Source organism: Colwellia marinimaniae, assembly GCF_002207865.1.
Taxonomy (GTDB): domain Bacteria; phylum Pseudomonadota; class Gammaproteobacteria; order Enterobacterales; family Alteromonadaceae; genus Colwellia; species Colwellia marinimaniae.
In genome coordinates this window covers 160,739-175,569 of record NZ_BDQM01000005.1, presented here as the reverse complement: position 1 = coordinate 175,569, position 14,831 = coordinate 160,739, and the positions used below count along the sequence as shown (strand labels likewise).

The 14,831-nt window shown below is 40.2% G+C and carries 8 protein-coding genes; 6 read left to right on the top strand and 2 right to left on the bottom strand.

What is annotated here, in order from left to right; all coding sequences use genetic code 11:
* Window positions 1-4: 4 nt before the first annotated feature.
* Window positions 5-721, bottom strand: a complete 717-nt coding sequence (locus tag MTCD1_RS05150; protein WP_057181672.1) for a SapC family protein — start codon at window positions 719-721, stop codon at window positions 5-7.
* A 334-nt stretch (window positions 722-1,055) separates the two neighbouring features.
* Window positions 1,056-4,085: a TonB-dependent receptor gene (locus MTCD1_RS05145; protein WP_057181671.1), complete on the bottom strand. Its 3,030-nt coding sequence runs from the start codon at window positions 4,083-4,085 to the stop codon at window positions 1,056-1,058.
* Between the two features lie 436 nt (window positions 4,086-4,521).
* On the opposite strand from MTCD1_RS05145, the gene MTCD1_RS05140 reads away from it, so the two are divergent.
* The 6 genes from MTCD1_RS05140 to MTCD1_RS05115 all read left to right on the top strand — a co-directional run bounded on the left by MTCD1_RS05140 (window position 4,522) and on the right by MTCD1_RS05115 (window position 14,740).
* A complete protein-coding gene (locus MTCD1_RS05140) occupies window positions 4,522-5,955 on the top strand; it encodes an MFS transporter (protein ID WP_057181670.1) in 1,434 nt (477 codons plus the stop codon).
* On the top strand, window positions 5,948-8,428 hold the full coding sequence (locus tag MTCD1_RS05135; protein WP_082606552.1) for a GH36-type glycosyl hydrolase domain-containing protein: 2,481 nt from the start codon (window positions 5,948-5,950) through the stop codon (window positions 8,426-8,428). Before MTCD1_RS05140 ends, MTCD1_RS05135 begins: the two co-directional genes overlap by 8 nt.
* Complete coding sequence (locus tag MTCD1_RS05130; RefSeq protein WP_057181669.1) at window positions 8,421-8,972, top strand: gluconokinase; 552 nt, start codon at window positions 8,421-8,423, stop codon at window positions 8,970-8,972. Before MTCD1_RS05135 ends, MTCD1_RS05130 begins: the two co-directional genes overlap by 8 nt.
* Window positions 8,965-9,744 (top strand): sugar-binding protein, encoded by a 780-nt coding sequence (locus MTCD1_RS05125; protein WP_057181668.1) that lies wholly within the window; start codon window positions 8,965-8,967, stop codon window positions 9,742-9,744. The genes MTCD1_RS05130 and MTCD1_RS05125 overlap by 8 nt, the downstream gene beginning before the upstream one ends.
* Window positions 9,745-10,035: 291 nt before the next feature.
* Window positions 10,036-13,044: a TonB-dependent receptor gene (locus MTCD1_RS05120; RefSeq protein WP_082606551.1), complete on the top strand. Its 3,009-nt coding sequence runs from the start codon at window positions 10,036-10,038 to the stop codon at window positions 13,042-13,044.
* A gap of 169 nt (window positions 13,045-13,213) precedes the next feature.
* Complete coding sequence (locus tag MTCD1_RS05115; RefSeq protein ID WP_057181667.1) at window positions 13,214-14,740, top strand: tryptophan halogenase family protein; 1,527 nt, start codon at window positions 13,214-13,216, stop codon at window positions 14,738-14,740.
* Window positions 14,741-14,831 lie beyond the last annotated feature (91 nt).

Here is a 14,831-nt window from a genome sequence, read left to right as displayed (position 1 = left end):
TAAACTATTGCTTGTTTTTTAAGTCTACTAATCGTTGAATATTACCCAAAGAAGCGGTAATAAAATAGGCTAGTCTTAATAAACCCGAGCTATGCAGCTCATTCAAAGCGTCACCACTGAGCTTAGCTAGCTTTTCTTCATTAAGGGTATAATTGCCTTGCAGAGAAATTTTTTCACCATTGTTTAACTCAATATTTAAAGCAACAGCTTCAATTAAATCATTTTTTAAAAATGCTGCAAACATTTGTTGGCTTAGCTGTGAACCATCATGCAGTGTTTTTAACGATTGGTTTACTTGCACAAGATAAGGGCTAGCCTGACCATCGTCTAAAAATAGTGCCTCGCCACTTTCTTTGTTCACTCTTGGATTGTCCATATCAATGGCAACTATCGGCTGCTTAACCTTTTCGCCATTTTCTTCTTTTTCTTCAAAACCAATAATAAATGGGCCTTTATTAATCATCGCCGGGATATAGCTGGCTTGCCAACCGTTATTAATATAGAGGTTCTCTCCAGCGACTAAGCCCAGTAATACTACACTTTGAAACTGACCTGTTTCAGGGTTTTTAATAAATAGAATAGGGTAGTCACGCTGTGCTGCTTTAATTTCGTTAGGGAATATCAAAGCACTGTTAATTTTTTCTGAAAATTTGTCGTCAAAATGGGTGATAACTTTAATGTCTTGGTGATTTTTATTATCGAGAATGTCGTGATTAGCCATGAAAAAGTCCTATAGATGAATGCTTGTTTAATTTACTTGTTTAACATTTTTTTATTTTATTTACAGCTACATATTCCTATATTTTCATAATTTAAGGTACTAATTTTGCTATTTAACTTTAATACTTTAATACTTTAATACTTTATAAAAGGTTCTGGGAGAAAGATCACTTTATAAAATATTATCTATATTTTGCTCTATTACTTGTTTTTTAGTGTTGAGTATTTGTACTTTAGATAAAAATAAACCGCCAAATTTTAAGGTTTAGCGGTTTATTTATACTTACTTATTAGGTGACTCTTAGTTATTAGCTAAGAGCTTATATTCGTATGACTTAGAAAGTGTAACGAAGACCTAACTCATAACGTGCACTCCACTCTTCAGCAGAAGTTAACTGGTTAGCTGTTCGACCATGTTTACGCGGGTCTTCACCAGTAATGTTAATACCTGCAAATGACATTGAGAACTGCTCAGTCACTTGATAACCAATACTGAAATCAAGTTGTGAGTACTCTTCAGTAAACTCCGGCTCATTTGAATAAATTGCCGCATTGTTTAAGAATTCGTCACGCCAGTTATAAGCAATACGTGCTGAGAAATTATCCATTTCATATAACAATACTAAGTTAGCCGTGTCACTTAAACCAAGTAAAGCAAACTGGGTAGCTGTAGAGGCTAAATCGAACTCTATATCACCATTAACAAGGGTATAGTTTGCTTGAAAACCAAAACCACTATCGCCAAAGAAATGCTGCACCGCGAATTCCATACCATCAATAACGGCACTTTTGTTGTTCGTTGGTGATTGTGATAAAAAGTTCATTAATGGATCGTCGCTGTTAGCAAAAACATCGACTTCTTTTTCATAGTAGTTATCGGTATGACCGTCAGCATAAATTGTTTCACCTAACTGAGTCGCTGCAACTTGTGAGAACAAGGTTGTTTCGTTAACGGCAATACCAGCGGCATTTAAATCCTCAATCGCTTGTAAAGCTCTTGGGCCGGCACTTGGATCTCTTAAACCATAATAATCACCGATAATCGGTGCATTACCGATAAATTTATCAACGTCTTTTCTGAAGTAACCCGCAGAGACATAACTGGTATCGTCAAAATACCATTCTACTGAAATATCAATGTTAGTTGATTCTAAAGGTACCAGTGATGCTCTACCTTGAGTTGCCGAGCCATTTAGCTCATTAAGCACTGTTGGTGCACCAGGGCCGCCAGTAATACTTACCGCATTACTTAATTGACCATAGGTAGGGCGAGCAATGGTTTGACCGAATGAAACACGGGCTTTGAGGTTATCTGTTAAGTCAATATCAAAATCGATATTAGGTAAAAAGTGACTATAAGAATTTGACTCACTACGCATTTCAGCATCGACAAAGGCACCTTGATCTACGGTAAAGTCATTATTACTTACCCAGCGTACCGCGGTAGGTGCAGCAATATTAGCCGTTGAAGTGGATTTAGTATCTTCATAACGTACACCTACAGAAATGTTATAAGGCAGATCAGAGATGTAACCGGCGTAAGAGAATTTTACATAAGCCGCGGTAACATCTTCTTGAATACGACGGTCAGTTGCAAGGGCTGTATCACGTGCTAAATCTAAGCCATACACAGGCGCTGCCCAATTGGCTAATGCAATAGTGTCGCCACGGAAAGCCTGTGTCCAACCAGCTACTTTGTAATCGTCTAATGAATCATTAAAATCGATAGCATCTAACATCGAGGCAGGAATTTCACCAGGGTTGTTTACCCCCCAATCACCCATAGATTGGTTAGTACTTGATTGAGTCGAGTGGTTATCCATCTCTCTTGATTCAACACCAAAATCGATTTGACCGTCTTCAAATTCCCAGGTACCGTCGATACGAATTTGAGTAATATCATTGGTATTGTAAGCATGTGATTTTTGGTAAATAGAGCTACCCACATCGCTGACGTCAAATGCCTTATTACAGTTTAAACCAATGCGAGAATCACAATCATCAAAGCCAACCATGATGTCTGGAAGACCAGAGGTACCGAAGTAACCGCCTTGTTGTGCTAAAATGTTAGAACCAATACCGAAAGTGACATCATTACCATAGCTTGACATCGGTGAAGACTCAGAAGAAGAGTCGTTATAATCAAACGCTAAGGTTAAATCATCATTAACTTCCCAAACTAAGTTCAGACCAATAGCTACATCTTCGGTGATTGAATTACGATATTTTTGTTTTGTTGCAATATCACGAGGTGCTTGATCTCTTTTATCTTCAGCATAGTGTAATGGCGAAGGGTTTAAACCATCAGTAAATGTGATGTCACTTTTATAGTCAGACATCCAAATAGATAATTCAGTACCTTGTTGCTCTTGTTCTAATTTAGAGTAGGTATAATCAAAAGTCGCGGTAATAGTTTCTATAGGGCGATATTGCAAGGTTAGTTGTGCGTTAGTACGTTCACGTTGTCTATCCCATAAACGGTAAGAAATACTTGAAGGTAATGCAAAGTTTTCACCCATACCAGGAGGATTATTTAGCATCGTTGGCGTATTTGGTACTGCAGTACCTGGCACCATATCAGGCACAGTACCGTCATATACACCGTTACGCCATTGATCAATGTTAGCAGACGTTGAGCTACTATCACGTTGAGAAAAGCTACCTGTGAAAGAAGCACCAAACATCTCATCTTCATCAGTCCAGCTTAATAAACCAGAAAGTTCAGGTGTTACTTGGTCACTGTAATCACGAACACCATCTCTTACTGAGGTGTCCATCATGGCTTTACCACCTATGCTAGCAATAAAACCTGGGTTATCAAGTGGTTTAGCCGTAGTAATGTTAATGGTTGCACCAATACCACCACTTGCAGCAGCAGCATTGGCTGTTTTGTATATTTCTACCGACTTAACCGCATCAGACGCAAGATTTTGGAAATCAAAAGCTCTGTTATCAGAAGCGCCACCACCGTCAGGTAAGGTAGATGAAGCCATAAGGCGACCATTTAAGGTGACCATGTTGTACTGAGGACCAAAGCCACGAACAGTTACTCTGCTACCCTCACCATTTGAACGGTCAATTGAAACACCGGTAATACGCTGTAGCGATTCAGCTAAGTTAGTATCAGGGAACTTACCAATATCTTCAGCAGAGATGGCATCAACCACACCGATAGCATCACGCTTCAAACGCGTAGATTCTTTGATACTTGAACGCATGCCCGTTACTTCGATAACTTCGACGTCGCTATGTGCGGCAGCATTTGCTGATACTTCTTCTGCTGATATTGCCGGCAACGCAGTTGCCCCAAGTATCAATGACAAGCTTGTTGCAATTCTTGTTCTGGTGAATGTTTTCTGAATCATGTTACATCCTCAGTCTTAGTGGACCATTTTATAATTATCATTTTAGTGTAAGCGCTTACAAGATTGTACAAAAAAATATAACACATCAGATTGTTTTGACAAGTTGCAAAATAAAGTAACAATGTAAGCGCTTACATAAAGGTAAGTTAATAATAAAAAGAGGTCAATAAGTATTTCAATTTAAATTAAAGTTTATACACTAAAAGCACAGTTTATATACAGCGCTTAATTATATTTTTAAGGTAAATACTATATTAAACAGGTTATTAGATTATTTGTTGTTTTTCTTATATAAATTACAGCTTGAAAATAATACAAATGCCAGTATATTTGTAAGCGCTTACATTTGGTGGTGTGAGATGACAGGAAATTGTAACTAGGGTTTTGTGGCTTTGATGCACAAAGGTAACTTTTGGTAATAACAGCGAGCCTCATAATGATAAAAAATATAAAACAGCATCAGCTTAACTTAGGTGAAAAGGTGGGTTACGCCTGTGGCGATGTCGCTTCGAACTTTTATTGGCGGGTCTTTGATGTCTTCCTGTTTATTTTTTATACCGATGTTTTTGGCTTATCAGCCGCTGCTGTCGGCACTATGATGTTAGTGACTCGGCTTATTGATGCATTCTCTGATCCGCTAATGGGTGCCATTGCGGATAGAACAAATACCCGCTTTGGTAAATTCAGGCCCTATTTACTCTGGGGTATTATCCCCATGATTGCCGCAGGGGTACTTACTTTTACCGTGCCTGATACCAGTGATAGTAATAAATTAATTTGGGCTTATGGCACTTACATCTTTATGATGTTGGCATACACCTTTATAAATGTACCTTATGGCGCCTTACTGGGTGTAGTTACCGGTGATAGTCAGCAAAGAACCACTTTAACCAGCTTTCGTTTTATTGGCGCTTTTTCAGGTGGTAGTTTGGTCGCTTATATGACACCTGAGTTGGTAAATTACTTAGGGCAGGGTGATGAAGCACTTGGTTGGCAGCTTACTATGCTTACTTATGGTTTAGTTGCTGGGGTACTTTTTGTTATTACTTTTTTATCAACCACGGAGCGTATATCGCCACCCGCACAGCAAAAAACACCGGTATTACAAGATTTAAAAGATTTGACGCAGAATTCCCCTTGGAAGATTCTTTTTGTCTTAGCACTTATCATCATGATGACTATCTCATTAAGAGGCAGTAGCGGCACTTTCTATTTTAAATATTATGTTGAACGTCCCGATTTAATTGGCAGCTTTGCTATGGCTTACATGATTGCTTTAGCCATTGGCGCAGCGTCGACGCCACTATTAACCAAGTTTATTGATAAACGTCGCTTGCTCATGATACTGATGACACTTGTCGCGCTACTGTCAGTTATTTTCTATTTTGTGCCGAGTGATAACATTACCTTGATGTTTATTTTACAAATTATGATTGGTTTAGCACTGGGGCCAAAATCACCGTTAGTTTTTTCCATGTATGCCGATACCGCGGATTTCTCGCAATGGCGCACTGGGCGTCGGGCCACGGCGATGATATTTTCCGCTGCTGCCTTTGCACAAAAACTTGGTGGTGCCCTTGCGGGCGCTATGATTGGTTGGACGCTGTCTTCATTAGGTTATATTGCCAATCAGGTGCAAACCGGCTCGTCACAAGAAGGCATAGTCTTACTGATGAGCTTGCTGCCGGCTATTTTTGCCGCCATTGCTGTGCCAGTAATTTATTTTTACCCCTTAGATGATCCGCAGCTGCAGAAGTTGCAAGGTGAATTACTTATACAGGAAAAAATAGCACGGGAAGCGTTAGCGCAGCAAGAAAATCCTAATACTGCTGAGGAGAAAACAGGAACAACAGGAGCCGTTAATGCCTAAGTTACCTAGACCTAAGTTGCCTTTGATCTCTATAGATAACGCGGTTGCTGGTGATAATAAAATAAAGCTAACCAGTCCGACGAAATTACCTAATGCGACCGGTTTTTTATGGAACAGTTCCATGGTGATGCAAGTCAATTGTCGTGGTTATGTTAATTCACAGTTTATGCAGCCCGAGCCAGCTAAGTATTCTTACGCGCCAAATATGGAAGCTAAAAGCTTTATTCAACCGGAACATAGCTATTTTACTCATCATCCCGGACGATTTTTCTACCTCAAAGATGAAGACAGTGGTGAAATCATTTCACTGCCCTATGAACCCATGCGGGTGGAACTCGATAAATTTTCTTTTGAGCTCGGCCATAGTGACATTACTTGGTCAATTGAACACTTTGGTTTGCACATCAGCATCAAGGTTAATTTGACTAAAGATGACTTAGTGGAGTGTTGGTTTTTTTCGGTACTAAACCTAACGGAAAAGACGAAAAATATTAGCATCTATCCGTATTTCACTATTGGTTATATGTCGTGGATGAATCAGTCAGCAAGCTATAACGAGACCTTAAATGCTATTGTCGCTGATTCGGTAACGCCCTATCAAAAAGTGACCGATTATTTTAAAAACAAGCAGTTTAAAGACAAAACCTTCTTTCTTAGTGATACTCGCCCGACGGCTTGGCATGCTAATCAAAAGGTCTTTGAAGGCGAAGGCGGTTTGCATCAACCGAGTGCCCTGCAGGCTGAGTTGTTAGAGAATGTTGAAGCACGTTACGAAACCCCTGTTGCGGTCATGCAATTTAAGCAACAGTTATTAGCCAGTGAAGGTAAAAGCTATCAATTTCTGTTTGGTCCAGCCAAAGATGAAGCTGAAATCGCGATAATTAAAGAAAAATATTTGGGCCATAGGCAACGAAGTCAAACGGAAAAGTCCTATCGAGACTACATAGCACAAAGCAAAGCGTGTTTAACCATTAACAGTGACTGTGACAATGGCAATGGTACCGGAAATAACGGCTTTGATGATTTTTTCAATCATTGGTTACCAAGACAAATGTTTTACCACGGCGATGTTAATCGTTTGAGCACAGACCCACAAACTCGAAACTATATTCAAGATAATATGGGCATGGCTTTTATTCATGCCCAGCAGACACGTAAAGCTTATATTTTAGCTGTTTCTCAACAAGCCATTAGCGGAGCTATGCCAGAGGGGGTTTTGCTGCATCAAGACGCACAGCTTAAATATATTAATCAAGTACCTCATGCAGATCATGGTGTGTGGTTGCCTATCTGTTTATCGGTCTATTTAAATGAAAGCGCTGATGTCAGTTTACTCAGTGAAATGATCGCTTTTGCTGATTCAACAGCAGAGCAATCTTTTGCCAGCCATATAGAATTAGCCTTGGATTACCTTATTAATGCCACCGATCATCGCGGCTTGAGCTTTATTGAGCAAGGCGATTGGTGCGATCCGATGAATATGGTCGGTTATCAAGGTAAAGGCGTTTCTGCCTGGCTATCTTTAGCTACAGCCTATGCACTAACAACCTGGTGTGATCTTTGTGTCGAATACGACATTAGCATTAGCAAGCAAAAGTATGATGAATATCGATTTGCTGCCCAAGCCATCAATAGTGCGGTAAATAAACACTTATGGCATGGACAATGGTTTGCCCGCGGTATTACCGATGATGGTCGTGTTTTTGGTACAAATGAGGACAAAGAGGGCAAGATATTCCTTAACCCGCAAAGTTGGGCCATGCTCAGTGGTGCGGCAAACCAAGATCAGCAAGCCGAGATGATAGCGGCCATCACTAAACAATTGACCACGCCACAAGGGGTGATGATGCTGGCGCCAAGTTATACCGCTATGGTGGAAGATATTGGCCGTATCACGCAAAAACATCCTGGGGTGTCGGAAAATGGCTCTGTTTATAATCACGCGGCAATATTTTATATTTATGCGCTTTATCAAGCAGGACAAAATAACTTAGCTTTTGACTTGCTCAGTAAAATGTTGCCATCACTTGAAAATGCCCAAAGAACTGGGCAATTACCTATCTATGTACCTAACTATTATCGTGGTGCTTATCATCAGCTGCCCAAACAAGCGGGCCGCTCGAGTCATTTATTTAATACCGGCACAACCTCGTGGTTATATCGTTGTTTAGTCGAAGAGCTGTGCGGCTTAAAAGGCTGCGCTCGAGGTTTACAGATAATGCCAAAACTGCCGACAACGCTAAAACATTTATCTGGTCAGCGATTATTTAGGCGGGCAATACTCAATTTCACTATCGAGCAAAGCAGTGAGGTAACCGCAGTGACAATTTTACTCAATGAACAAAAAATAACCGGTAATATCCTGACAAACTTGCAGGCGGGACAGCATTATCAATTACAAGTTAAGGTAGCAATGACAGCTGAGGGCACCCGTGCAGCTAGTCATGCCAACGGGGGGCAGTCACATGATTAAGCTAACGCAGCCATCACGGTTACGGTTATTTATTGTGATGGGGGTGAGTGGCTCCGGAAAATCTACCCTAGCTAAGAAAATGGCTGAGGAACTTGCCCTCACTTTTATCGATGCCGATGACTTTCATAGCGAACAAGCTAAAAAGCATATGGCAGACAATAAACCATTAACCGATGAGATGAGGATACCTTGGCTCACGACTATCATAGCAAAGTTAAATTGTCTTCATCAGCAGGGTAAATCCGTGGCTTTGGCCTATTCCGGCTTGAAATCGGCCCACAGGGACTTATTTAGAACACTGCCTTTTTATTGTCATTTTTTCTATCTTATCGGCGATCAGGCTGTCATTGCCAAGCGGATTTCTCAACGAGAAAATCACTTTTTTTCACCGGCATTACTTGCTAGCCAATTTGCCGCCATGGAGTCACCCTTGCTCAGAGAGCAAGATATTAGCTCAGTCAATAGTGACCGACCATTTTTATTAGTGGCCGATGAAATAAATAAACTTGCTCAGCTCATTACCAGGAAAATTAACAATGCGTAATTATATTAAATTTATCAGCACTTTATTAATGCTTTGCTCTATTCATGTATCTGCGCTGGAAGCGGTAAAAGCAGTAGGAAAAATGAATATTGATGGTATTGCCGATGAAGTCAGTTGGCAGTTAGCTAAATGGCAGCCAATAGATAAACTCATTTTGGGTACACAACCGAGTGCTGCAGATTTTAGTGGTCGATTTAAAATAATGTGGGATGAAGAGCAATTATATTTATTGGTAGAAATTACTGATGATATTTTATTTGATCAACATGCCGATCCTCGTCATTTATATTGGCATGATGATTGTTTAGAAGTCTTTATTGATGAAGATGGCTCAGGTGGTAATCACCAGTTTAATTTTAATGCTTTTGCTTATCATATTGCCCTTGATAATCAGGTGGTGGATATCGGCGAAAAAAATGCCGACGGCTCGGATAATTTTGTCTTGTTAAACGATCATATAACCAGTAAATGGCGTCGCAGCGAAAAATCACCACATAAAGTTATCTGGGAGCTAGCCGTGCGAGTTTATGACGATAGTTTTACTATGCAAATGCAAATGCCGATGCAAACAAACACGCAAAAGAAAAAGCCGCAGCCAGTAAAATTATCCCTAGGGAAAGAGCTCGGCTTTATGTTGGCTTATTGTGATAACGATGGCAGTAAAGAGCGCGAACATTTTATTGGCTCGATAGATATTAAAGCGGTTAATGGTAATAAGAATTTAGGTTATATCACCGCCGATGTTTTTCAAAAATTGACCTTGATTAACTAGCCTAGTCGGTACGATTCAGTTAAATATGCTTGTTTTAGTGAGCTGGGTAAAAAACAAACAACAAATAAAGTTGTTAAATAACAATGAGGTAGATGTATTTATAAGTATAAATATCTGAATGCATAAAGTTGAACGTTCAATGTAGAGATTTTTTCTAAGATAAGACGAATGCCCTGATTGTGATTGCTACTGTGCCAACTGGCTAAAAAGCCAATCACTAATAATAAGATTCATACTTGAAAACAATAACAATTTGAGCATTTGGTATGAACCATATCAGGGGAAATTTAAATGAAAAAAACACTCTATCAGCAAAAACAACAGGAAAATGTAACTAAGCATAATGCCTTTAAGTATTCTTTAATCGCCTTGGCAATTATTGGACTAAGTTCGGTTTCAGCTAATGCCGCAGACGAAACAAATAAAAAAGCCAAAGAAGAAGCCATTGAAGTCATCGAGGTTAAAGGCCAACGCGGTAATTTAATTTCAGCACAAAACATGAAAATGAATGCGGATACGGTAATGGATGCTATTTCTGCTGCTGATATGGGCTCTATGCCAGACAGAAGTGTATTAGAAGCTATTTCTCGTATGCCGGGGGTTGCTATTGAACGCTTTGCCGCCGCAGATGATCCCGATCACTTTGGTGTTGAAGGTGGTGGTGTTGTTGTGCGTGGTTTAACACATGTACGCAGTGAATTTAATGGCAGAGATGCTTTTTCTGCTGATTCGGGTCGAGGTTTAGGTTTTCAAGATATATCACCTGAATTAATGGGCTCGGTGGAAGTATTTAAAAACCAAACCGCTGACATGATTGAAGGCGGTATAGCGGGTACGGTAAACCTTAATACCCGTAAGGCGTTTGATGCTGATGGTCGGGTATTTTCTTTCTCCGCTGATGTCACTTATACCGATTTACGTGAAGAGACCGCGCCAACTTTTTCTGTCCTTTATAGTGATATATGGACCACAGATATAGGTCGTTTTGGCTTTTTGGCTAACTTCTCTCATTCAGAAATAAAAGTCGAGTCAAACGGCGTACAAGCAGGTAAATATGAACAGCAAGAGTGGGATAACAGTAAGTACGTTCCTCAATCAGCTCGCTTAAGTAAGAAACAAGATGATAAAGAACGAGATGGTTTTGCCACGTCATTGCAATGGGAAAACACCGCTAAAACTATCGTATTAACCGGTGAATTCATTCGTTCGCAAGCTACTCTAGCATGGAATGAAAACGCGATAGAAATGGACGATGGTGATTCGAAAGTAAACCTGAAACCTGTTGATGGTACTAGCTTTGATTTTGATGATAATGGTACTTTTGAAAACGGTATCATTACCTCTGAAGCTGGCTGGCGTGGCGATGGTTCACCACAACGCTACGGTATGCAACATACTATGGTAACCCGGGTACGTAATGAAGAATCAATTGTAAATGATTACAGCTTTAATGCTAAGTTCACGCCAAACGATTCACTGGCCATTAACTTTGATGTGCAATATATTTACGCAACCATGGCCATTGAAGATGTTTCTGTCATGGGCGCAACTCGTGCCGTAGTTGGCATGGACTTGCGTGGCAGCGGCTTACCAAAGATTAGCCTGCTACATCCTGCTTACGATGGACAAGCCGATCATACGCCAGGTACACCATTTACTGATCCAAGCACTAACTTTTGGCGTAGCGCTATGGACCATATTTCGGATAATGAAGGCGAAGAATTTGCCACTCGTTTGGATATTGAATATACCTTTGATAACAGCATTGTTAAGTCGATTGAACTAGGTGCTCGTTACTCAAATCGTCAACAAACTACCAGACAATCAACGTATAACTGGGGGGTATTGTCTGAAGCGTGGGCTGATCACAATATTTGGTATGCAGATACTGATGTGCCTTATGATGAAGTAAGTTTTGATAACTTCGCTCGTGGCGGTGTATTAAATACCGAAGGTGGTAATACTTTCTTATTCCCCTCGCTGTCCATGGTACAAAACTACTCAGGATTAAATGACGCCTTAGCTGGTGCTAAAGCCGTTGCTTGGGGTTGGAATCCTTTAGCCGACCGCGACGATGCAACGGGACACTTTGTCGGTAACGAAATTAATGTCACCCAAGAAGAAAGTACTGCTTTTTATGCCAAGCTAAATTTTGAAGGCGATTTTTCAGGCATGGATTACAGTGCTAATATCGGTTTAAGATACGTGAGACTGGATAATACCACCGACGGTTTCATTAGTTATCCCGATGATGTGCCAAAGAATGACAAAGATATAGCTAACGTCTTAAATGCTGAACAGGCCGCTTTTGGTAATAATGCTTCTATAGTGACCCAATCGATAGGTCAATATACTAAAGTACTGCCGAGTGTTAACTTTAAATTAAACCTTACTGATGAGTTATTGGTGCGTTTTGCTTTCTCTGAAGCCATCGCCTTGCCTTCATTAGGAAATCTTCGAAATTATGTCAGCATTGGCGGAGCAGATCAGAGGGTAACCTTTGATCCTAACGTGCCGGAAGGAGATGAGCCTGTGCCAATTTATGCAGAGTATGAACGTTATACCGCAAGCTCAGGTAACCCTTTATTAAAACCAATGGAATCTTACAACTATGATTTGTCATTGGAATGGTATTTTGCAGAAGCTGGTTCATTAACCTCTACCTTGTTTTATAAAGATATAAGCAACTACTTTGTTAACGGCTTTACCTATAATGATTACACTAACAATGGTGTCACTCAAGAAGTAGAAGTGGCCGGCGCAACCAATGGTGGTAAAGGTACTATCGCGGGTTTTGAAGTGTCTTACCAACAATTTTTTGATGCGCTACCCGGTGCCTTCTCAGGTCTAGGTGTGCAATTAAACTATACCCACATCAATGAGGATGGTTCACCTAATTCAGGTTTGAATAACTCAAGTAGTGATTCAGATGAGGCGGGTGATATCGCCTTTACTGATTTACCACTGCAAGGACTTTCAGAGCAAAATGCTAATGCAGCCTTGTTGTATGAGAAGTTTGGTATCTCAGCACGTATTGCTTACAACTGGCGTTCAGATTACTTGTTAACTACCCGTGATGTTATCACCAAGCTGCCTATTTATAATACAGCTAATGGCCAGCTAGATGCTTCAATCTTTTGGGATGTAAGTGATAATTGGAAAATTGGTATGCAAGGTACTAATTTGAACAACAATATTACTGAAACTGAGATGCAAGTAAATCAGCAAGGTGACAAGGTGACCCGTTCTTGGTTTACCAATGACCGTCGTTATAGCCTAGTGGTAAAAGCTACTTTCTAGCACCTTGCTTAGAAAGTGTAAAATGGCGCTTCAATGTATATGACCGTATTGAATCGCCACGCTTATTTGGGGGATTGTTAACATCGACACTTATCACCCCTTCGCCGGCGCTACTTTTCTACGAAGTAGTAGGGTCGGCTCCTCGCTCTATTTTTTCTGGGAGGCAGCTATGCAGCAAGAACAAGCAAAGCAGCAAAATAAAATTAACAACATAGTTATTGTTGGTGGTGGCACCGCTGGTTGGATGACCGCCGCAACCTTAGCTAAAATATTAGGTAAAAATTACTGTGCTATACGCTTAATTGAATCTGATCAAATAGGTAGTGTTTCCGTGGGTGAAGCCACCATTCCGCAAATATCACTGTTTAATAAAATTCTCGGCATAGACGAAAATGATTTTGTTAAAAAAACTAGCGCTACTTTTAAGTTAGGTATCGAATTTATTGATTGGACCAAAAATGGCGGTGCTTATATGCATCCCTTTGGCGAGCATGGCACTAATATGGATGCCATTCAGTTCCATCATTATTGGTTGAAAATGCATCAACAAGGTAAAAGCCCTGACCTTGAAGAATATTCATTAGCGGCAGTCGCGGCACGACAAGGAAAATTTATCCGTCCGCAGAATATGGGTAATTCTCCGTTATCTAAAATTAATTACGCTTTTCATTTTGATGCCACCTTATATGCAGATTATTTGCGTGATTATGCTATTGAGCGTGGCGTAAATCGCACTGAAGCTAAGGTCGTCGATGTTTCACTTCGAGACAGTGATGGCTTTATTGACAGCTTACTGTTGGAGGATGGTGAGCGGGTAACAGCAGATTTATTTATTGATTGTAGTGGTTTCAAAGCCTTGTTAATTGAAGGCGCACTGAAAACCGGCTTTGATGACTGGAGTGATGTCTTGCCCTGTAATCGAGCCGTGGCTATACCCTGTTTGGCTAAAGAAACGGAGGTCTTGCATCCATTTACTCAAGCCAAGGCACAAAAAGCTGGCTGGATTTGGCGAATTCCTCTGCAACACAGGGTAGGTAACGGTTATGTCTATCCAAGTAAGTTTGTTAGTGACGAAGCAGCCGTTAAAATATTAATCGCGCAAATGGAAGGTGAACCCATCGGCGAGCCAAATTTCTTGCGCTGGACAACGGGGGTACGTAAAAAAGCTTGGCATAAAAACTGTATTGCTATTGGTCTTTCCGCGGGCTTTGTTGAGCCACTAGAATCTACTGGTTTACACCTTATTCAATCGTCGATTGCCAAGTTAATGGCTTTATTTCCTCATCAAGGTTTTAACCAAATAGATATTGATACCTTTAATGCACAGTCGAAAACTGAGCTTGAATATATCCGTGATTTTATCGTTTTACATTATAAAGCCACCGACCGTGATGATTCAGAGTTTTGGCGTGATTGTCAGAAGTTGCAAGTTTCAGAACGATTACAAGCTAAGATGGCTTTATACCAAGCTAATGGTCGTATTTATCGTCAAGACAATGAACTCTTTAATGAGACATCTTGGTTAGCTGTTATGCATGGCCAAGGGCTAACGCCTAGTGGTTATCATCCGTTAGTTGATGCACTACCTGAAGATGAGATTGAACGCAGGTTAAAACATATACATTCAGTCATTCAAAAATCAGTAGCGACAATGCCAATGCAAAAAGACTTTATTGCTAAGTACTGCAAGGCATAGCTAAGTAGTTAGCTGAGTAAAAATTATTATCAAGAGCAATATTTACTTGCTAAATATATCGGTAGATATTATGTTAGAACAATAAATGTAA